This window comes from Tardiphaga sp. 215_C5_N2_1 (assembly GCF_052076055.1).
In the GTDB taxonomy this organism is placed as follows: domain Bacteria; phylum Pseudomonadota; class Alphaproteobacteria; order Rhizobiales; family Xanthobacteraceae; genus Tardiphaga; species Tardiphaga robiniae.
Window position 1 is genome coordinate 6,032,531 of record NZ_CP197240.1, and the last position, 19,338, is coordinate 6,051,868.

The 19,338-nt window shown below is 63.0% G+C and carries 15 protein-coding genes; 7 read left to right on the top strand and 8 right to left on the bottom strand.

What is annotated here, in order from left to right; all coding sequences use genetic code 11:
- Positions 1–55: 55 nt before the first annotated feature.
- From AB7828_RS28675 to AB7828_RS28685, 3 genes are read left to right on the top strand one after another with little or no spacing between them, the layout of a single operon-like run.
- A complete protein-coding gene (locus AB7828_RS28675) occupies positions 56–1,054 on the top strand; it encodes a phosphotransferase (RefSeq protein WP_439082875.1) in 999 nt (332 codons plus the stop codon).
- A 41-nt stretch (positions 1,055–1,095) separates the two neighbouring features.
- Positions 1,096–2,439 carry an aspartate aminotransferase family protein gene (locus tag AB7828_RS28680; protein ID WP_439089092.1) on the top strand — a complete coding sequence of 448 codons (1,344 nt, stop codon included), beginning with the start codon at positions 1,096–1,098 and terminating at the stop codon, positions 2,437–2,439.
- A gap of 1 nt (position 2,440) precedes the next feature.
- Complete coding sequence (locus AB7828_RS28685; RefSeq protein ID WP_439082873.1) at positions 2,441–3,823, top strand: M20 family metallopeptidase; 1,383 nt, start codon at positions 2,441–2,443, stop codon at positions 3,821–3,823.
- 151 nt (positions 3,824–3,974) lie between these two features.
- Here the strand turns inward: AB7828_RS28685 and AB7828_RS28690 are convergent, their stop codons facing one another.
- Complete coding sequence (locus tag AB7828_RS28690; protein ID WP_441231834.1) at positions 3,975–4,832, bottom strand: VOC family protein; 858 nt, start codon at positions 4,830–4,832, stop codon at positions 3,975–3,977.
- A 124-nt stretch (positions 4,833–4,956) separates the two neighbouring features.
- Here AB7828_RS28690 and AB7828_RS28695 point away from each other — a divergent pair, with 124 nt between their 5' ends.
- Complete coding sequence (locus tag AB7828_RS28695; protein ID WP_441232335.1) at positions 4,957–6,261, top strand: NAD(P)/FAD-dependent oxidoreductase; 1,305 nt, start codon at positions 4,957–4,959, stop codon at positions 6,259–6,261.
- A gap of 135 nt (positions 6,262–6,396) precedes the next feature.
- Here AB7828_RS28695 and AB7828_RS28700 read toward each other — a convergent pair whose 3' ends face one another.
- The 6 genes from AB7828_RS28700 to AB7828_RS28725 form a co-directional block, all read right to left on the bottom strand.
- Positions 6,397–8,031 carry an ABC transporter ATP-binding protein gene (locus AB7828_RS28700; protein WP_441231835.1) on the bottom strand — a complete coding sequence of 545 codons (1,635 nt, stop codon included), beginning with the start codon at positions 8,029–8,031 and terminating at the stop codon, positions 6,397–6,399.
- On the bottom strand, positions 8,028–8,858 hold the full coding sequence (locus tag AB7828_RS28705; protein WP_068738869.1) for an ABC transporter permease: 831 nt from the start codon (positions 8,856–8,858) through the stop codon (positions 8,028–8,030). Before AB7828_RS28705 ends, AB7828_RS28700 begins: the two co-directional genes overlap by 4 nt.
- Positions 8,859–8,860: 2 nt before the next feature.
- A complete protein-coding gene (locus AB7828_RS28710) occupies positions 8,861–9,838 on the bottom strand; it encodes an ABC transporter permease (RefSeq protein WP_309946958.1) in 978 nt (325 codons plus the stop codon).
- Between the two features lie 24 nt (positions 9,839–9,862).
- On the bottom strand, positions 9,863–11,476 hold the full coding sequence (locus AB7828_RS28715; protein WP_441231836.1) for an ABC transporter substrate-binding protein: 1,614 nt from the start codon (positions 11,474–11,476) through the stop codon (positions 9,863–9,865).
- A gap of 227 nt (positions 11,477–11,703) precedes the next feature.
- Positions 11,704–13,821 carry a catalase gene (locus AB7828_RS28720; protein ID WP_441231837.1) on the bottom strand — a complete coding sequence of 706 codons (2,118 nt, stop codon included), beginning with the start codon at positions 13,819–13,821 and terminating at the stop codon, positions 11,704–11,706.
- A gap of 80 nt (positions 13,822–13,901) precedes the next feature.
- Positions 13,902–14,444, bottom strand: coding sequence for a DUF4142 domain-containing protein (locus AB7828_RS28725; RefSeq protein WP_441231838.1), 543 nt, complete (start codon positions 14,442–14,444; stop codon positions 13,902–13,904).
- Between the two features lie 210 nt (positions 14,445–14,654).
- On the opposite strand from AB7828_RS28725, the gene AB7828_RS28730 reads away from it, so the two are divergent.
- The gene (locus AB7828_RS28730) at positions 14,655–15,584 is read left to right on the top strand and encodes an N-carbamoyl-D-amino-acid hydrolase (protein ID WP_441231839.1); all 930 of its coding nucleotides are present in this window, start codon (positions 14,655–14,657) and stop codon (positions 15,582–15,584) included.
- Positions 15,585–15,856: 272 nt separating this feature from the next.
- On the opposite strand, the gene AB7828_RS28735 is transcribed toward AB7828_RS28730, so the two are convergent.
- Positions 15,857–16,516 carry an aspartate/glutamate racemase family protein gene (locus AB7828_RS28735; protein ID WP_441231840.1) on the bottom strand — a complete coding sequence of 220 codons (660 nt, stop codon included), beginning with the start codon at positions 16,514–16,516 and terminating at the stop codon, positions 15,857–15,859.
- A 99-nt stretch (positions 16,517–16,615) separates the two neighbouring features.
- Here AB7828_RS28735 and hydA point away from each other — a divergent pair, with 99 nt between their 5' ends.
- On the top strand, positions 16,616–18,082 hold the full coding sequence (gene hydA / locus AB7828_RS28740; RefSeq protein WP_441231841.1) for a dihydropyrimidinase: 1,467 nt from the start codon (positions 16,616–16,618) through the stop codon (positions 18,080–18,082).
- Positions 18,082–19,197: a DSD1 family PLP-dependent enzyme gene (locus AB7828_RS28745; protein ID WP_441231842.1), complete on the top strand. Its 1,116-nt coding sequence runs from the start codon at positions 18,082–18,084 to the stop codon at positions 19,195–19,197. The genes hydA and AB7828_RS28745 overlap by 1 nt, the downstream gene beginning before the upstream one ends.
- Positions 19,198–19,338: the final 141 nt, after the last annotated feature.

The following is a 19,338-nucleotide window of genomic DNA, read 5'->3' on the forward strand; positions in this document are numbered from 1 at the left end:
GCCTTCCGCGCGTCCGGGTGCAATGCAGGGCGGACTCGCGGCATCGTATATAAACATGACGGATGATGAGGCCGTCGATCTCGCCCGCGAGCGTTTTGGCATCGAAGGCCGTCCGACGCGCTTTGCAACCGAGAAGGACGACACCTTCCGGATCGCGCCGGCAAGCGGGCCGCGCTTTATCCTGAAGGTTGCGAACCCCATCGAGGATATCCCCGAGATTGATCTGCAGGTGCAGGTGCTCGATCACGTCGCGGCGCGTGCGCCCGATCTGCCGGTGCCGCGTGTCATCCCCAACGACAAGGGTGAACGGCATTTCAATTATGTGGATCGTGCCGGCCAGAACCGGCAGGTGCGGATGATGTCCTATCTCGAAGGCCAGCCCCTGAGTGAGGTGCCGTCCACGGAGTCGGGACGGGCCGAGATCGGCAAATTGCTGGCGCGACTCCGTCTCGCACTGGCGGATTTCAGCCATCCGTCAGACTCCCGGGTCGTCGCATGGGACGTCAAGAACCTGCTCACGCTGCGCGACCTGCTGGCGGAAATCACCGATGCCGACCAGCGCCGCAAGGTCGAGGCGGCGCTCGAGCGTTTTGCCGCCATCGAAACCCGGCTCAAACAGTGCCGCATGCAGGTGCTGCACAATGATTTCACCCGCTCCAACATTGTCGTCGATGCGTCGCTGCCGGGTTTCGTCAGCGGCATCATCGATTTCGGCGACACGGTCCGCACCGCGATTGCCATCGACGCCTCGACAGCGATGCTCAATCAGTTGCCCGTCGCGATGGACGGCGATGTCTTTGCCGATGGCCGCGATCTGCTCAAAGGCTATCTGTCCATCGCCGATCTGACGGCGGAAGAACTGAGCCTCATTCCGCATCTGATCTTCTCGCGTCTGGCGACGCGCCTGCTGCTGTCCACGGCTATGGCCAACCGGGTGCCGTCCGTCGCCGCCTATGTCCTGCGCAACAATGAGCAGACCTGGGTGCAGATGGACTGGTTCATCGCCCGCTCGATGGACGAGATCTCCGATCAGTTGATGGACTTCGCCAGATAATCTTTGCCACATCCGACCCTGCTTCCAGAGGAAACAACAACATGACCGCAGTCACCAGCGCCCCGCGCGGCAAGATGGTCAACGGCTTCGACCCCGCCACGGCAACCGGCCTCACCGAAGAGAGCCGCAAGCTCGTCGCGCGACGCAGCGATCTGCTCGGCCCGGCCTATCGGTTGTTCTACAGCAACCCCGTCGAGGTCGCGCGCGCCAAGGGCGTGCTGCTCTATGATTCAGAGGGCAACGAATATCTCGACGCCTATAACAATGTGGTGTCGGTCGGCCACTGCCATCCGCGCGTGGTCGATGCGATCACGCAGCAGGCGCAGACCATCTGCACCCATACGCGCTATATCCAGAAGGGCATTCTCGACTATGCCGAGGATCTGCTCGGCACGTTCGACGGGCCGAAGCGGCATGTGATGTTCACCTGCACCGGCTCGGAAGCCAATGATCTCGCCGTCCGCATGGCCAAGCATCACACCGGCAATCAGGGCATCATCATCACCGAAGAAGCCTATCACGGCAATTCGGAGCTGACTGCGGGCTTCTCGCCGTCGCTCGGGCCGTATTCGCCGCTTGGCACCTATGTGCGTCGCGTGCCCGCACCGGATTCCTATCGCATCGCGCCGGAAAAGATCGGCGCGTGGATGGCCGAGAAGGTGTCCGAGCAGATCGTTGACCTGCAACGCCGCGGCGTCGGTGTCGCCGCCTTCATCGCGGACTCCATGTTCTCGTCCGATGGCATCTTCTCGCACCCGACCGACGTGCTGAAGCCGGTGCTCGATGTCGTGCACAAGGCGGGCGGCGTCTTCATCGCCGATGAAGTGCAGTCCGGCTTCGGCCGCAGCGGTGAAAAGCTCTGGGGCTATCAGCGCCACGGCATCACGCCTGATATCATCACCATGGGCAAGCCGATGGGCAATGGCTACCCCGTTGCTGCCGCCGTGATGCTGCCGGAGATCGTGGAGAAATTCGGCCGCGACAACCGCTACTTCAACACATTCGGTGGCAATACGGTGGCGATGGCGGCCGCGCAGGCGGTGCTGAATGTCATTCGCGACGAGAAGCTGGTCGAGAATTCGCTCCGGGTCGGCAAGGTCCTGCGCAACGGCTTCCATGCACTGGCGAAGAAATACGAGCAGATCGGTGACGTCCGTGGCTCCGGCCTCTATGTCGGCGTCGAACTCGTAAAGGATCGCAGCACCAAGGAGTCGGATGCCGCCGCGGCATCTGCCGTGGTCAATGGCCTGCGCGCGCGCCGCGTGCTGATCTCGGCGACGGGCCCTCATGCCAATGTGCTGAAGGTTCGTCCGCCGCTGGTCTTCACCGAGGCAAATGCCGACCGGCTGCTGACCGAGGCCGAAGCCGTGATGGCATCGCTCTGAGATGACACGGATTGATGCCATCGCGCGGGTCAACGCGCAGTTCACGTCGGGGGATTTCCTCGCCACGCTCGATCGCATGGTGGGCTACAAGACCGAGAGCCAGAGCGACAAGCGCGCCGACGATCTGCGCGCCTATCTCGAGCAGGAACTGACGCCGACTTTCACGGCGCTCGGCTTTACGACTGACATCATCCCGTCGCCATCGGGGCGCGGGCCCCATCTGCTCGCGACCTATCATGAGAGCGACGATCTGCCGACCGTGCTGATGTATGGCCATGGCGATGTGGTCCCCGGCATGGAAGGCGAATGGCGCGACGGGCTCGATCCGTGGCGCTGCACGAGTGTTGGCGAGCGCGTCTATGGCCGCGGCACCGCCGACAACAAGGGCCAGCATGCCATCAACATCGCCGCTCTTCGCGCGGTGCATGAAGCGCGCGGCGGCAAACTCGGCTTCAATGCCAAGTTCATCATCGAGATGGGCGAAGAAATCGGCTCCCCCGATCTTCCCAAAGTCTGCGAAGCCCATCGCGATGCGTTGAAGGCCGATCTGTTTCTCGCCTCCGACGGCCCGCGGCTGTCGGCCGAGCGCCCGACGATCTTTCTCGGCTGTCGCGGCGGCCGCCGCATTCATCTCGATATCGAGCTGCGCGACGGCGCGCACCATTCCGGCAACTGGGGCGGGCTGCTCGCCAATCCCGCGACGATCCTCGCTTCGGCAATAGCGACGCTGGTCGACAGGAACGGCCGCATCCTGCTGGACGCACTGAAGCCGCCGCGCATTTCCAATCAGGTCCGTGCGGCTCTGGCTGACGTGATCGTCGCGCCGTCGGCTGATGAACCGGCTCTGTCGGAGAATTGGGGCGAAGACGGATTGTCGCCGGCGGAACGGCTCTATGCCTGGAATACGCTGGAAGTACTGGCGATCAATGCGGGCAATATCAACAATCCCGCCAATGCCATTCCCGGCAAGGCCGGCGCGGTGCTGCAGCTTCGCTTCGTCGTCGGCACCGACATCGAGAATGTCGTACCGGCAATCGAGAAACACCTTGCCGCAAACGGTTTTGCCGACATCAAGGTGAGCCAGTCGCAATATTTTTCGGCCTCACGCACCGATATCGACAATCCCTGGGTTGGCTGGGCCGTCGAGTCTGTTCGCAAGAGCACGGGTAGCGCGCCGGCGCTGCTGCCGAATTTCGGCGGCTCGCTGCCGAATGACGTGTTCACGGATATTCTCGGCCTGCCCACCGTGTGGGTGCCGCATTCCTATCCCGGCTGCTCGCAGCACGCGCCGGATGAACACATTCTCTTGCCGGTGACGGAGGAGGCGCTGAACATCATGGCGGGGTTGTTCTGGGATTTGGGTGAGGCGCCTGTGCGGGCCTAATCGTTGCGATAGTAACGATGAGCAACGGCGCTCGTGCTTTGCGCTGTCATGGCCGGGCTTGACCCGGCCATCCATCTTTCGCACCCGTCATCTTCAAAAAGATGGATCCCCGGGTCAAGCCCGGGGATGACGAGGAGGGGGCAGCGCCCTCTCAATCCTTCACAAACGCCAGCAACACACCGTTGCCCTTGCTCGGCGGCACGACGACGCCGACATCGCTGCGGCTGCCAGCTGATCCAACGGCCTTCTCGGCCGCTGCAATATCAGCCACGCCGAACACCAGCGAAATGCCGCCACGCTCGGGAATGCCGGCCAGCGATGTGCCGGGGAAGTGCTTCGCAAGCACGTCCTTGGTGACGAATACAAAGTCCGCGCGGTCGCCGCCTGACGGCACGACGACAGTGCCATCGGCTTCGCTGCGCGCAGCGCCGTCGATCAGCTTCGCCATATGCTGCGCGTCCTTCTCCGGCTCCGGCGTGACGATGAACACCTTCTTCAGGCGCTTGGCCGTGTTGGCATGCACCTGCAGCTCGGGAATCCAGACCGTCTCGCGGGTCTTGTGCTGGCAGGCGAAGATGCGGAGGCCACCGGGCGCTTCTTCATAGGGCCACTGATAGGTGGCAAATTTCGCCGCGCTCAGGCTGCCGTCCGGCATCGTCACCGGACGTTCGAAATCGGTCGGGCCGATCGGCGTGTAGCCGCGTGCGCGGATTTCCTCGGCGCCCACGGCGGCGTCGGTGGTGGTGAAGGCGATGCGCTCGATGCCGTCGCCGCGCTTGGCGAGGAACGCCCGCGTCGGCGCATTGTGCTCGGTCTCGTTGAGCACGCCGAGCAGCTCCACATAGTCCGGGCCGAGCATCATGGTGTAATTGCCGGAGCCCATCTTGGCGCTGTGGGTGCCACGCGGCGACACCGTAAAGCCGAGGCTCTTCCAGTTCGCGGCGGCGGCGTCGAGGTCCTTGACGACGACCACGGCGTGGTCGATTCCAACGATGTTTTTCAGCGTCACGTGCTCATTACCTTGCAATGGATCAGGTGCGTAAACTATGCAGAATGCAGGGGTGCCGCAAGAGAACGGTTATGTTCGGTTTGCGCGGCGCAATGCATGATTGATGCTGCAGAAAGGCGTGATGATGGATACCGCAACTGTGCCCTGGCCGAAGTCGCTGTGGGCCGGCGTCACGCCTCCGGGGCCGGACTTGCCCGAGCTGAAAGGCCTTGTGGAAGCCGATGTGGTCGTCATCGGCGGCGGCTTTACCGGATTGTCCACGGCGCTGCATCTGCGTGAAGCCGGTGTCGATGTCGCTGTCGTCGAAGCGATGGAGCCGGGCTGGGGCGCGTCGGGGCGCAATAACGGCCAGGTGATCCCGACGCTGTCGCGGCCCGATCCCGAAGACATCATCAAGCGCTACGGCGCCGCCGGCGAGCGTCTCGTCGGTCTGATCCGCGACAGCGCCTCGATCCTGTTCGATCTCACGCGCCGCTATCAGATCCAGGCCGAGGCCGAACAAAACGGCTGGATTCAGCCGGTGCATTCGCCCGGCCGCATCAAGATCGCCGAGCGCCGCGTGCGGCAGTGGTCGAAACACGGCGCGCCGGTGGAGCTGCTGTCACGCGAGCAGATGCGCGGGCTGCTCGGCTCCGACGCGTGGTTCGGCGGCTTCTGGAACAAGACCGGCGGCCATATCAATCCGCTGGCGCTGGCGCGCGGCCTTGCGCGTGTGGTGCTGGAGCAGGGCGGTCGCATCTATGCGCGTTCGCCGGTGGAGAATTACGAGCGCAAGGGTGATCGCTGGATCGTCAGAACGAAGAACGGCGAGGTTCGCGCGCGCAGCCTGGTCGTCGCCACCAATGCCTATACCGGCGAATTCTCCAAGCAGCTCTCACCAGGCATCGCCAGTGAAGTCATGCCGGTGCTGTCATGGCAGATGGCGACGCAGCCGCTGTCGGACGAGGCGCGCAAGACCATCATCCCCGGTCGGCAGTCGATGTCCGACACGCATGGTGAGCTCTATTTCGCGCGCTACGACGCGCGCAATCGCCTCGTCACCGGCGGCAATGTCGTTGGGCTCGGCGACAAGACGGAGCGGCTGAAAGTTATGGTCGCGGAACGTCTGAAGCGGCTGTGGCCACAGATCGGCGATGTCCAGTTCGACTATGTCTGGAACGGCTATGTCGGCATGACCACCGACTTCCTGCCGCGCATGCACAAGCTCGGGCCGAATGCCTATGGCTGGACCGGCTGCAACGGCCGCGGCGTCGCACTGTCGGTGGCGCTCGGCGATGAATTCTCGAAGGTGGTGCGCGGCGTGCCGGAGAGCGAATTGGCGCTGCCATTCTCCGAGCCGGTGCCAATCGCAGCGCACGGACTGATGCGTCTGCTCGCGCCGTTCATGCTGCTGGTCTATCGCCGCAGGGACGCGAAAGAAATGGCTTAGCGTACGCCACACACTCAGCCCTCATCCTGAGGAGCCGCGCAGCGGCGTCTCGAAGGATGGGCGCGAGCTCGGAACCTAGCCATCTCATGGTTCGAGACGCGCGCAAGTGCGCGCTCCTCACCATGAGGGATGGAGCTACACCACCACCGGCTTCCTGCTGCGCGCAAAATCGCCGCCGGGGATCGAAGCCAGCAGCGCCTGCGTATAGGCATGCTGCGGATTGCCGAACACCTCGCCGGCCAATCCATGTTCGACGACTTCGCCGTCTTTCATCACAGCGACGAGATCGCAGATCTGCGCGGCGACGCGCAGGTCGTGCGTGATGAAGACGATCGAGAGCCCAAGCCGCTCGCGCAGTTCGTGCAGCATCTTCAGCACCTGCGCCTGCACCGAGACGTCGAGCGCCGAGACAGCCTCGTCGGCCACCAGCACGTCGGGCTTCAGCGCGAGCGCACGTGCGAGGCCGATGCGCTGGCGTTGGCCGCCGGAGAATTCGTGCGGGAAGCGATCGATGGCCGAGGGATCGAGGCCGACCAGTCGGAACAGCTCCTTCGCCTGTGCCACTGCCTGCGCACGCGGCGTACCGTGCACGATCGGGCCTTGCGCCACGAGGTCGCCGGCCTTGCGGCGCGGGTTCAGCGAGGCGAACGGGTCCTGAAACACCATCTGGATGTGCTTGGTCTCGCGGCGCACCTCGTCGCGCGTGAGCTTCGCCCAGTCCTTGCCTTCCAGCACGATCGCGCCGCCATCGGGATCGATCAGCCTGATGATGCAGCGGGCCAGCGTCGATTTGCCCGAACCTGACTCGCCGACAATGCCGAGCGTCGCACCGCGCGGCAGTTTCAACGACACAGACTTCACCGCATGGGTCACACGCACGCCGCGTCCGAGAAAGCCGCCATTGCGATAGGTCTTCGACACGTTGTCGAGCGTCAGGATGATGTCGTCGGACAGTGCGCGCGGCGGCGGCGCCGTCAATGGTGGCACCGCGGCGATCAGCTGCTGCGTATAGGGATGCTGCGGATTGGTCAGCACATCCTTCACGGCACCTTGTTCAACCACGTTGCCATGCTGCATTACCACCACGCGGTCGGCGATTTCGGCGACCACGCCGAAATCGTGGGTGATGAACAGCACCGCCGTATTCCTGCGGGTCTGCAATTCCTTGATCAGCTTGAGGATCTGCGCCTGTGTGGTGACGTCGAGTGCGGTGGTCGGCTCGTCGGCGATCAGGAGACGCGGATCGAGCGCGAGCGCCATGGCGATCATCGCGCGCTGGCGCTGGCCGCCGGAGAGTTCGTGCGGATAGGCACGTGCGGCCTGTACGGGATCGGGAATGTGCACGTCCTGCAGCAGCCCCAGCACGCGCGCCTTGATCTCGGTCTTGGAGAGCTCGGTATGGATCTCGAACATCTCGCCGATCTGGTCGCCGATGGTGCGCAGCGGATTGAGCGCCGTCATCGGCTCCTGGAAGATCATTGCGATGCCGGCGCCGCGCACCTTGCGCATCTCGGTATTCGACGCGCTGGCGAGATCCTTGCCCTCGAACAGCACGCGGCCGCCATCGATGGCGACTTCGCCGGGCAGCAGCCGCATGATGGCGTTGGCCATGACAGACTTGCCGGAGCCGGACTCGCCGACCACGCAGACGATCTCATTGGCGGCAATCGCCATCGAGACGCCGCCCAGCGCGTGCGAGCGGTCGGCGCCTTTCGGCAGCTTCACGCTGAGCCCGTCGATGGTGAGGATCGGATTGTCCACGGCGCTCATCGGCTTTTCAGTCTCGGATTGAGCGCGTCATTGAGGCCCTGGCCGACCAGCGACACCGCGAGCACGGTGAGCAGAATGGCGATGCCGGGGATCGCCGAGACATACCACTGCACGCGCAGCACGTCGCGGCCGAGACCAATGAGATTGCCCCACGATGCGACATTGGGATCGGACAGACGCAGGAAGGCGAGGGCGCTTTCCAGCAGGATCGACAGCGCCATCACCACGCTGGCATAGACGATGACCGGCGGCAGCGCATTGGGCAGGATCTCGCCCAGAATGAGCTGAATGTCCTTCATACCGAGCGTGCGTCCGGCCTGGACGAATTCACGGCTGCGCAGCGACATGAATTCCGCGCGCGTCAATCGCGCCGGTGCCGGCCATGAGACGATGCCGACTGCGATGGTGACGGTGGTGATGGTCGAGCCGAACACGGCGACCAGCACCAAGAGCAGCACGAAGTTCGGCAGGGTCTGGAACGCCTCCGTGATGCGCATCAAGACGGTATCGACCCAGCCGCCATAATAGCCGGCAAAGGCGCCGATCAGCACGCCGATGACCACGGCAATCACAGTCGCGACGCCGCCGATCAGCAGCGAGATGCGCGCGCCGTAGAAAATCTGCGCGGCGATATCGCGGCCGGAATTATCGGTGCCCAATAGGAAGCGCGGATTGGAGAACGGCCAGATCAGCGGCCGACCAGCCAGCGCCAGCGGATCGCGCGGATAGATCCAGCTCGCGGTGATCGCCATCACGATGACCACCAGCAGCAACAGCAGGCCGACCACGGCGGCCGGGCTGCGGAAATAGCGTTTTACGGCGTCCATCGTCAGCCCTCCGCCTGGATACGCGGATCGAGCCGCGCATAGAGAAGGTCGACGAGGAAGTTGACGAGGATGACCAAAAGCGCCGAGACGAAGACGATGCCGAGCAGCGTGTTGAGATCGCGCTGCACGACGGATTCGTAGGCCAAGCGCCCCAGACCGGGCAAAGAGAACACGCTCTCCACCACGACCGAGCCGCCGAGCATGGTGCCGGCCTGCAGGCCGATCAGCGTCACCATCGGCAGCAGGGCGTTGCGTAGCACGTGTTTTGCCACCACGCGGGTTTCGTCGAGGCCCTTGGCGCGCGCGGTGCGCACGAAATCGAGATTGAGCACTTCCAGCATCGAGGCGCGCATGATGCGCAGATAAATGGCGAGGAAGATCAGGCCCAGCGTCAGTGTCGGCAGGATCAGATGCAGCGCGATGTCGACGGTGCGGCCAAATCCGGTCTGTACGGCGCCGATATCCTCGAAGCCGCCGGCCGGCAGCCATTGCAGATAGATCGAGAACACCACGATGGCCATCAACCCGAACCAGAACGATGGCGTGGCATAGAAGACGAGGCCGAGCGTGGATATCAGGGTATCCGGCCATTTGTTGACGCCGCGTGCGGCGATGACGCCGAGCAGCAGCCCGAAGAAAAACGCGAAGGACAGCGACGCGGTCATCAAGAGGATCGTCGGCGGCAGGCGTTCGAGGATCACGGTCGCGACCGGTTTGCCATAGATCGAGGAGAAACCGAGATCGAGGCGGATCAGTCGCCACAGATAGTTGCCGAGCTGCATCGGGATCGAGAGATCGAGCCCGTAGAATTTGCGGAGCTCGCGGGCGGTTGCGGCATCGCCGCCGCCCATCTGTGCCATCATGGCATCGACGGTGTCTCCCGGTGCGAATTGCAGCAGCAGGAACACGCCGATCAGGATCAGGAATAGTGTGGGTATCGAGGCGGCGAGCCGCCGCCCCGCAAGGCTCAGGATGCGCATCTGGCTATTGTGGCGAAGTTTGGCTCAGGCGGAAAGCCAAAGATCGTGCCAGCTCGACGATCCCCAGCGCGGCGTGTTGGAATGGTTACGCGCCTTGGCCGTGATCACCGTGACGAAGATCTGTTCGATCGGCATCCACACCGGCAGTTCGGTGTTGGCTTCCTTGACGAAGGTCGTATAGAGCGCCTTGCGCTTGACCGGATCGATCTCGGTGGCCGCGTCGTCGATCACCTTGTCTATCGCCTCGTTCTTCCAGTCCCACTGGTTGGTCCAGGGCGCGCCCTTCGGCTGGCCGGAGCGATACCAGACCGTGGTCGAGACGGCGGGATCGTTGCGATACTGGTGCCAGCCGGTTGAGAGGTCGAAGGCGTGATCGTCATAGACCTGCTTCAGGAAGCCGCCGCCATCGTTGCGGACGATCTCGACGGGAATGCCGACTTCGCCGAGCGACTGCTGAATGAAGGTCGCCCATAGCGAGATGTCCTCGCCCCATGGCGCGGGCAGCAGGCGCAGCGAGAAGCGGGTGCCGCCGGCGCCGGGCTTGAAGCCGGCCTCGTCGAGCAGCGCGATCGCCTTCTTCTTGTCATAGGCATATTGCGGCGTGTCCGGACCCGGATAGAAGTCGGTGGAGACCGAGGGGATCGGGCCGGTGCCGAGCTTGGCGAAGTCACCGAGGAAGTTCTCGATGAAGAACGGCACGTTGATCGCATGCGCAATGGCGCGGCGAACGCGGATGTCCGCGAGTTCCTTGCGGCGGAAGTTGAACTCGATGGTGTTGGTGCGCGCGTTGCCTTCATTGCCCTTGGTGGAGACGATGAAACGCTTGTCCTTGCTCAGTCGCGCCGTGTCGGAAATCGTGAGACCCGTGAACGGGCTGTACTGGATGTCGCCGGCTTCCATCTGGGCGGCGGCCGCGGCGCGATCGGTGACGACCTTCCAGACGATACGGTCGAGATAGGGCGCATTCGGGCGCCAGTAGTTCTCGTTGCGCTCGGCGATGATGTATTGGCCACGCTCGTATTTGACGAATTTGAACGGGCCGGTGCCGACCGGGGCAAGGTTGGTCGGGTTCTGGCGGATGTCGCTGCTGCCCTCATAGAGGTGCTTGGCGGAGATATAGCCGAGGTCCGGCAGTGCGCGCAGGAGCAGGCCGAGCGGCATAGGGCGCTCATATTTGAAGATCGCGGTCTGCGCGTCGGGCGTTTCCACCGCGGTGAGGAACAGCTGCAGGGTCGATCCATAATTGAGGATCTTCTTCCACATGTTCATGGCGGTGAATTGGACGTCGGCCGAGGTGAACGGCTTGCCGTCGTGCCAGGTCACGCCCTTGCGCAACTTGAAGGTGATGGTCTTGCCGTCCGGCGTGGATTCCCAGCTCTCCGCGAGCACGCCGACCGGCTGGCCATTGGCGTCGAGATCGACCAGTGCTTCCTGGATCTTGCCGCCGATGATGTAGACGCCGGTGGAGGCCTGAATGCTGGGGTTGAGCTGACGCTGTTCTGCACCGTAATGGACATTGAACACGCCGCCCTTGCGGGGCGTTTCCTGCGCGAAGGCGCGCAGCGGGTTCGCGACATTGGCGGCAATGGCGGCGGATGTCAGCAGCGCCGTGCGGCGGGTCATTTCCAGGCGGGTCATGGTGTCGAAGTCTCCTGCGTCGTGCCTGCGCACGATGGAACCAGCGCATAGCCCGCGCAACCTAGGGCATAACCGGCGGCCAAGTCATTCCCTAATGCTGCGGCGGCTCAGAGAATTCTTGCAAGACATGGCAATGGCGCAGCATAAAATGCCGCGCCATTGCTTCGATCTGAAAGCTTTGCTCAAAAGTTATGCCGGCCCGCACACAGGGCGGGCAACTGCACGCTTCAGCGCATCTTGACGCTCGGTTCGCGGCTCCAGAGCCGCAGCTTGGCCAGCTTGTCCATGAAGCCCGCCACGTCGTCGGCGCTGCCCAGCGCAACGACGCCTTCATCGAGGTCGTCCGCGATTCCCACCTTGGCGAACAACCGCTCGGCGGCCTCGGAATGTCCGATAAACTTGCAGTGGGCAAAGGCGTCGGTGACGAAGTCGCGGGCGGTTGATTCCTGCAAGAGGTCGTCGATTCCGGCTTCCGCCGGGAGCACGGCCACTGCGTCATAGAGAACGGACGGGCCACCATCGATCATCTGGTCGGCGGCGACCAGGCTGCCATCGCTGGCTTCAACCCCGTTCACCTTTGGCGCAATGATCTCGTATGTTGCGCCGGCCTCCGTCACCGCGCCTTGCAGGGAGGCAAGCAGCTTGGCATCGACCCCGTCGGTGACGAGGATGCCGAGCTTGCGGCCCTCGAAACGCTGCGGGCCATTTGCGACAATACTGAGCGCTGGCGACTCCGCCAGATCCTGCCGCGTGGGCATCGCCGCGTCAGCAGGCTTCGGCATCGTCGGAAGACCCAGCATGGTGCCGACCCTGTTGGCCAGTCCTTCATCGATGTTCAGGAGATGCGCGACCATGCGCTCGCGGATCACCGGTGTCTTCACTTTGCTCAATTCGAAAGTCAGCGCTGCGGCAATATGGTGTTGCTCGCCCCTGGTCTGGCTGATGAAGAACTGCCGTGCCTGGCTGTAGTGATCCGCAAAGCTCTCCGCGCGCAGCCGACGCTTCGCGCCTTGCTCTATGTCAGCAAATGTCTTGAAGCCTTTGGCGGTTGACTCGCGCGGGCCTACGCCGAACGAATTTGGCTGGTAGTTGACGCGACCGACCGGGTTGCGCATGGCCATGTGCCCGTCCTGCTGGAAATGTCCGAACGGACATTTCGGAGCATTGATCGGGATATGGGTGAAGTTCGGACTGCCGAGTCGCTTCAGCTGTGTATCCAGATAGGAGAAGTTGCGGCCTTGCAGCAGCGGGTCATTGGTGAAGTCGATGCCGGGCGGAACATTCTGCGTCATGAACGCGACCTGCTCGGTCTCAGCAAAGAAATTGTCCGGCATGCGGTCCAGCACCAGACGGCCGATAGCGATCGGGGGCACGAGTTCTTCGGGGATGATCTTGGTGGGGTCGAGCACGTCGAAATCGAATTTGTCAGCAAACTCGTTGTTGAACAGCTGCACCCGCAGCTCCCATTCGGGATAGTCGCCGGACTGGATAGCGCTCCACAAGTCGCGGCGATGAAAATCCGGATCGGCGCCGTTGATCTTGACGGCCTCGTTCCACAGCACCGATTGCAGACCGAGCTTCGGCTTCCAGTGGAATTTGACGAAGGTCGATTCGTCCTTGGCGTTTACGAAGCGGAACGTATGGACGCCGAACCCCTCCATGAAGCGGAAAGAGCGGGGAATCGTTCGGTCCGACATCTGCCACATGACCATGTGCATGCTCTCGGGCGTCAGCGAAATGAAATCCCAGAAGTTGTCATGCGCCGACTGCGCCTGAGGGAAGGCGCTGTCGGGCTCTTCCTTCACGGCATGGACCAGATCGGGAAACTTGATTGCATCCTGGATGAAGAACACCGGGATGTTGTTGCCGACCAGGTCCCAGTTGCCCTCTTGGGTATAGATTTTGACGGCAAAGCCGCGCACGTCGCGTGCGAGGTCGAACGAGCCCTTGCTGCCCGCGACCGTCGAGAATCGAACGAAGGCGGGGGTTCGCTCGCCTGCGCGCTGAAACAAATCTGCGCGGGTATGCTTGGCCAGTGAACCGTAATTTTCGAAGAAGCCATGCGCCGCGTAACCGCGTGCATGGACCACGCGTTCGGGAATCCGTTCGTGATCGAAATGGAAGATCTTTTCACGAAAGTGAAAATCCTCGAGTAATGTCGGTCCGCGCGATCCGGCCTTGAGCGAATTTTGATCGTCGAAAACCGGGCCGCCTTGGGCCGTCGTCAGCAACGCGTCATCTGGTCCGGCGATCTGATGGAGTTCGCCGCCTTCACCGCGAATGAGCGTCTGATCGTGAATCGTTGCATTGGTGGTGCCGCTTTTGGGCATCGATGATTTGGCCATGGGATGTCTCGCAGAAGTTACCGGGAGAAGGGCCCGCGATTGCGTTCGCGGGCCTCAGGGAGTTCGGCGTTGGGCAGGCGCTACTTGCCGAGGTTCTGCGCCATTTCGAGGTGATGCTTCAGCGCCGGCAGCGTCTTTTCGGCCCAGTCCTTCAATTCGGCATTGTCGCCGCTTTTGGCGTAGCGCTCGAACAGATCAACCGCGTCCTTGTGGGCGTCGACCTGGACCGAATTGAAGTTCTTGCTGAAGTCAGCGCCGCTTTGTTCCTTCAACTTGTCGAGCTTACTCTGATGCGCGCTGTCGAGCGCTGCCGGAAGTTCGGCCTTAACCTTGCCGCTGCTGACCATCGCCTTCAGCTCGGTGCTGGTCTTGGTGTGATCTTTCACCATCATGGCTGCAAAGGATTTCTCGGCGGCATTTCCCTTGCTTTCCGCCAGCGTGTTGGACTGGATCTCGAACATGTCGCTGATCGCGACCTGCTTGACGAAATCAGGGGTGCTCGGGCTGACACCGAGAACGGAATTGACTCCCGTCTTTTCGCCGACGGACTGCGCGTAAACGGCTGGGGCGAGGGCGGAGGACACGAGCAACAGGCTCGCGGCAATAATGGTGCGGCGTTTCATGATTTTTCCAATGTTTGGACGAGGTCATCAGGTGTCAGCACAACCGGATCAATCGTGTTGTGTTCCGGACCAAATGAGGCAGGGGGCGAAGGCCCGGATCAGGCCTGTCTGGGCCGCCCGGTCCCAGCGGGCCGGAAGGGCCTCGTGTTGGCTCGATCATTGCTTTCGGTTCTGGTACAAACCGCACGCAACCCGAACCCGGATAATTTTATGCGTAAGCTTACCGTCGCCGCTGCCCAACTGGGCCCAATTCAGAAAGCCGAAAGCCGCGAGGCCGTGGTCAAGCGCATGCTGGCGCTGCTGGACGAAGCCAAAGGGAAGGGCGCCGACCTCGTCGTCTACCCGGAACTGGCGCTGACGACATTTTTCCCGCGCTGGTACATGACCGACCAGAAGGAGGTCGACACCTGGTTCGAGTCGGAAATGCCGAACGCTGCGACGCAGCCGCTGTTCGATGCCGCCGCCAAGGCCGGTATCGCGCTGTCGATCGGTTACGCCGAACTGACCCCCGACGGCCATCACTTCAACACCCAGATCCTCACCGACAAGACCGGCAAGATCGTCGGAAAATATCGCAAGGTGCATCTGCCCGGCCATGTCGAGTTCGATACCGAGCGCGCCTTCCAGCATCTGGAGAAGCGCTATTTCGAGCCGGGCGATCTCGGCTTCCCCGTGTTCCGCGCGCTGGGCGGCATCTTCGGCATGATGGTGTGCAACGATCGCCGCTGGCCGGAATCCTACCGCGTGATGGGCCTGCAGGGCGTCGAGATGATCGTGCTCGGCTACAACACGCCGTCGGTGAATTCGCAGAAGTCAGTCGAGGGCCCGGAGCAGCGCCTGTTCCACAACCGCCTGTCGGTGCAGGCCGGCGCCTATCAGAACTCGACCTTCGTGGTCGCCGTCGCCAAGGCCGGCGATGAAGACGGTCATCCCCTGATCGGCGGCTCACTGATCGTCGATCCCAACGGCGTCATTCTCGCCGAAGCCAAAACTGAAGGCGATGAGCTGCTGGTCTGCACCGTCGATCTCGACGACACCAAGTTCGGCAAGGACACCATCTTCGACTTCAAGCGTCACCGCCGCGTCGAGCACTATGGCCGGATCACCAGCCAGACGGGCGTGGTTCTGCCGCCGGAGTAAGGCGACGCTCTTAAATCGACGAGAAGCACTGACCTAACCTCTCCCCGCTCCCGGGCGAAGCGAAGCTTCGCTAGGCGGGGAGAGGTCGCCGCGTCTTCGCGGCGGGTGAGGGGCGGTTCACCGCAGTCGCGTTAATGTCGGATTCTCGTGTCGATCGTCGAGCAGTTCGCTTGCTGTAGAGTTAAGGCTGAGTTCGTGCCTCGCCCCTCACCCCGACCCTCTCCCCGCGCAGTGCGGGGCGAGGGAGCGCATTCCCGCCGGAGTGAAATCCGCTACTGAAACATCACCGTGCCAATGGCCATGCTCACCGCGGCCTGGGTCGGATCGATCACCGGAATGCCCAGCGCATCCTCGAGCGCGCTGCGATGACGCGACATGCCCGCGCAGCCCATGACCACGGCGTTGGCGCCGTCGTCGTCCTTCAACTGGCGGCCGACCTTGATCATGCGCGCCAGCGTGTCGTCGCCGGAGGCCGCTTCCGCCACGGTCATGTTGAGCGGACGTTCGCCGGCAAAGCGATCCATCAGGCACATCTGGCGGAGATAACGCATGTGCCGACCGATCGAGCTCTGTGCCACAGCGATGACGCCGAAGCGGTCGCCGCGCGACAGGGCCGTCAGCACACCGGATTCGGCGATGCCGAAGACCGGGCGCTGCGTTGCCTCACGGCACACATGCAGGCCGGGATCCGAATAGCAGGCGATGACGAAGGCATCGGCCGAGTTGTCGGCGGCCACCAGCCGGCTCAGCGGTATCGTGACGCTTTCGAGATCGGCCTGCGTCTGCACGCCCAATGGTCCTTCCGCCAGCGTGACGCATTCGATCTCGGGCCCGGCCTCGAACATCACCGGTTGCAACGCCTCCGCGAGGTTGCGCGTCACCTGCGGGTTGCTGTTCGGATTGACCACCAGAATCTTCTTGCGGGGCTGCATATTCGGCTCCTTGTCAGGACAGCAGTATTACCGGAAAGTGCGCGTCCTCAAAGCCTGTAAAATGTTCGCATATCCGATCTCATCCCTGGAGTTCTGCCCTTGTCCGATCCCGTCTACGACCTCGTAATCCGCGGTGGCACCGTCGCCACATCGAGCGATGTATTTGCCGCTGATGTCGGTATTACCGGCGAGACCATCGTGGCATTGGGCAGTGGGCTTGCAGCCGGCAAGACGGAAATCGATGCAACAGGCAAGCTGGTTCTGCCGGGCGGCGTCGATGCCCATGCCCATATCGAACAGCTCTCCGCTGCGGGCATCATGAATGCCGACACCTTCGAGAGCGCGACGCGCTCGGCGGCGTTCGGCGGCACCACCAGCGTGATTTCCTTCGCCGCCCAACATGTCGGCATGGATGTGCAGGAGGTCGTAACCGACTACACGGTGCTCGCAAAGAAAGGCGCAATGATCGACTACGCCTTCCACATCATCGTCTCCGACGTCACCGACAAGGTCATCGCCGAGGATATTCCGGCGCTGGTCAGGGAAGGCCATTCCTCGATCAAGATCTTCATGACCTATGACCGACTCAAGGTCGACGACGAGAAGTTGCTGGATATTCTCGCCGCAGCGCGCGAAGCCAGGGCGCTGGTCTGCGTTCACGCGGAGAACCACGGCGTCATCGCCTGGATGGTGAAGCGCCTGATCGACAAGGGCTACACCGCGCCGCAATATCACGCCGTCAGCCATGCGCGCGTCTCGGAATCCGAAGCCTTCACGCGGCTGATCGCGTTCAGCGAATTGCTCGACCAGCCAGTGATGATCTTCCACGTCTCGACCCGCGAGGGCGCCGCGGTGATCCGCGAGGCGCGCGGCCGCGGCGTCAAGATTTTCGCCGAGACCTGCCCGCAATATCTGTTCTTGACCGCCGAGGACATGGACAAGCCCGGCGCCGAAGGCGCGAAGTGGATGTGCAGCCCGCCGGCGCGCACCACGGACGATCAGGAGGCGCTGTGGCACGCGCTGGCCCTCGGCGATCTGCAACTGATCTCGTCGGATCACGCGCCCTATCGCTATGACGAGACCGGCAAGCTCCGCGCCGGCCCGAATCCAACCTTCAAGCAGGTCGCCAACGGTCTGCCGGGCCTCGAAGTACGCCTGCCGCTGCTGTTCGACGCCATGGTGTCGAAGGGGCGCCTCGGCCTGTCGAAATTCGTCGAGCTCACATCGACTGCACCGGCGCAGATCTACAATCTGCCGAAGAAGGGCTCCATCGCCATCGGCAACGATGCCGACATTGCGATCTGGGATCCCGTCCGCAAGGTGACGCTGACGGACGAGATGATGCACGATCTCACCGGCTTCTCGCCGTTCTCCGGCCGCACCGTCACCGGCTGGCCCGAGAAGGTGTTGTTGCGCGGCCGCGTGCTGGTCGATGGCGACACCTTCACCAGCAAGCCGGGCGAGGGACGCCTGATGCTGCGCGAGGGCGGCAAGGCCGCGGCGCCATCGGGCAGGCTCGCTGCCGAGATGGACCCGGCGAAGAATTTTGGCGCGAAGCTGCTGTGATGCCAAACACGCTCGATCCCAATCTGCCGGCTTTTGCGGATATCCAGACGCCTGCGCTGGTGCTGGATGCATCAGCGCTTCAACGCAACATCCAGGGGATGGCCGAGTTCGCCAAAGCGCATGGCGTTGCGCTGCGCCCGCATGCCAAGACTCATAAGTCGACGCGCATCGCGCAGCTGCAGATCGAAGCCGGAGCTGTGGGTATCTCCTGCGCGACAGTCGCCGAGATCGAGGCCTTTGCGCAGGCTGGCATCACAGGGCTGTTGCTGACCACGCCGGTGGCCGACCGACCGAAGCTCGCGCGTCTGGCCGCTGTCGCCGACCAATCCGATATCAGCATCGTCGTCGATCACGCCGACCAGATTCACGTGCTGCATGAACTGCTCGATGCGGGCAGCCGTCCGCTGCAGGTGCTGATCGATATCGATGTCGGCCAGCGCCGCACCGGTGTCGTTGACACAGCATCGACACTCGTGCTCGCGCACCTGATCGAAGCCACGCCGAGTATGACATTCGGTGGCATCCAGGGTTTTGCGGGTCATGTGCAGCACATGATTGACTCGCAGGAGCGCAGGGCAGGTGCTGCGCGCGTGCGCGCCATGCTCGACGAGCATCAGCACGTGCTGACGGAAGCTGGCATCAAGGCGGAGATCGTCACCGGAAGTGGCACGGGCGCCTGCGCCTATGATGCCACGGGCACCTATACGGAGCTGCAGGTTGGTTCCTACGTGTTCATGGATTCCGACTACGGCAAGTTGGAGCACGAGGGCGGTGCGCTGCCTTACGATCCGAGTCTGTTCATTCTCGCGACGGTCACGTCGGTCAATCGCGCCGGCGAATTCACCGTCGATGCCGGCGTCAAGGCGATGGCCTTCAACGGCCCGGTGCCGTCACTGATGTTAGGTGTGCCGGAAGGCTCGACCTATCGCTTCGGCGGCGACGAGCACGGCATGATCACCATGCCGGCGGGTGTGGAGGCGCCGAAGCTCGGCAGTCGCGTGTTGCTGCTGACGACACATTGCGACCCGACGGTGAATTTGCACGCGGCGTATCAGGTGGTCGGGCATAATAATGGCGTGGAGACCTGGCCGGTGCTGGCGCGGTATGGCGCGTAGCCACGCGTGCTGCCAAACACTCGTCATTCCGGGGCGGCTCGGCGCCGCAGGCGACGCGCCGAACCCGAAATCCCGGAGTGTTTAGCTCCCGGGCGTTTCAACTATCTCGGGATTCCGGGTTCGCGTCCGACAAGAGTCGGC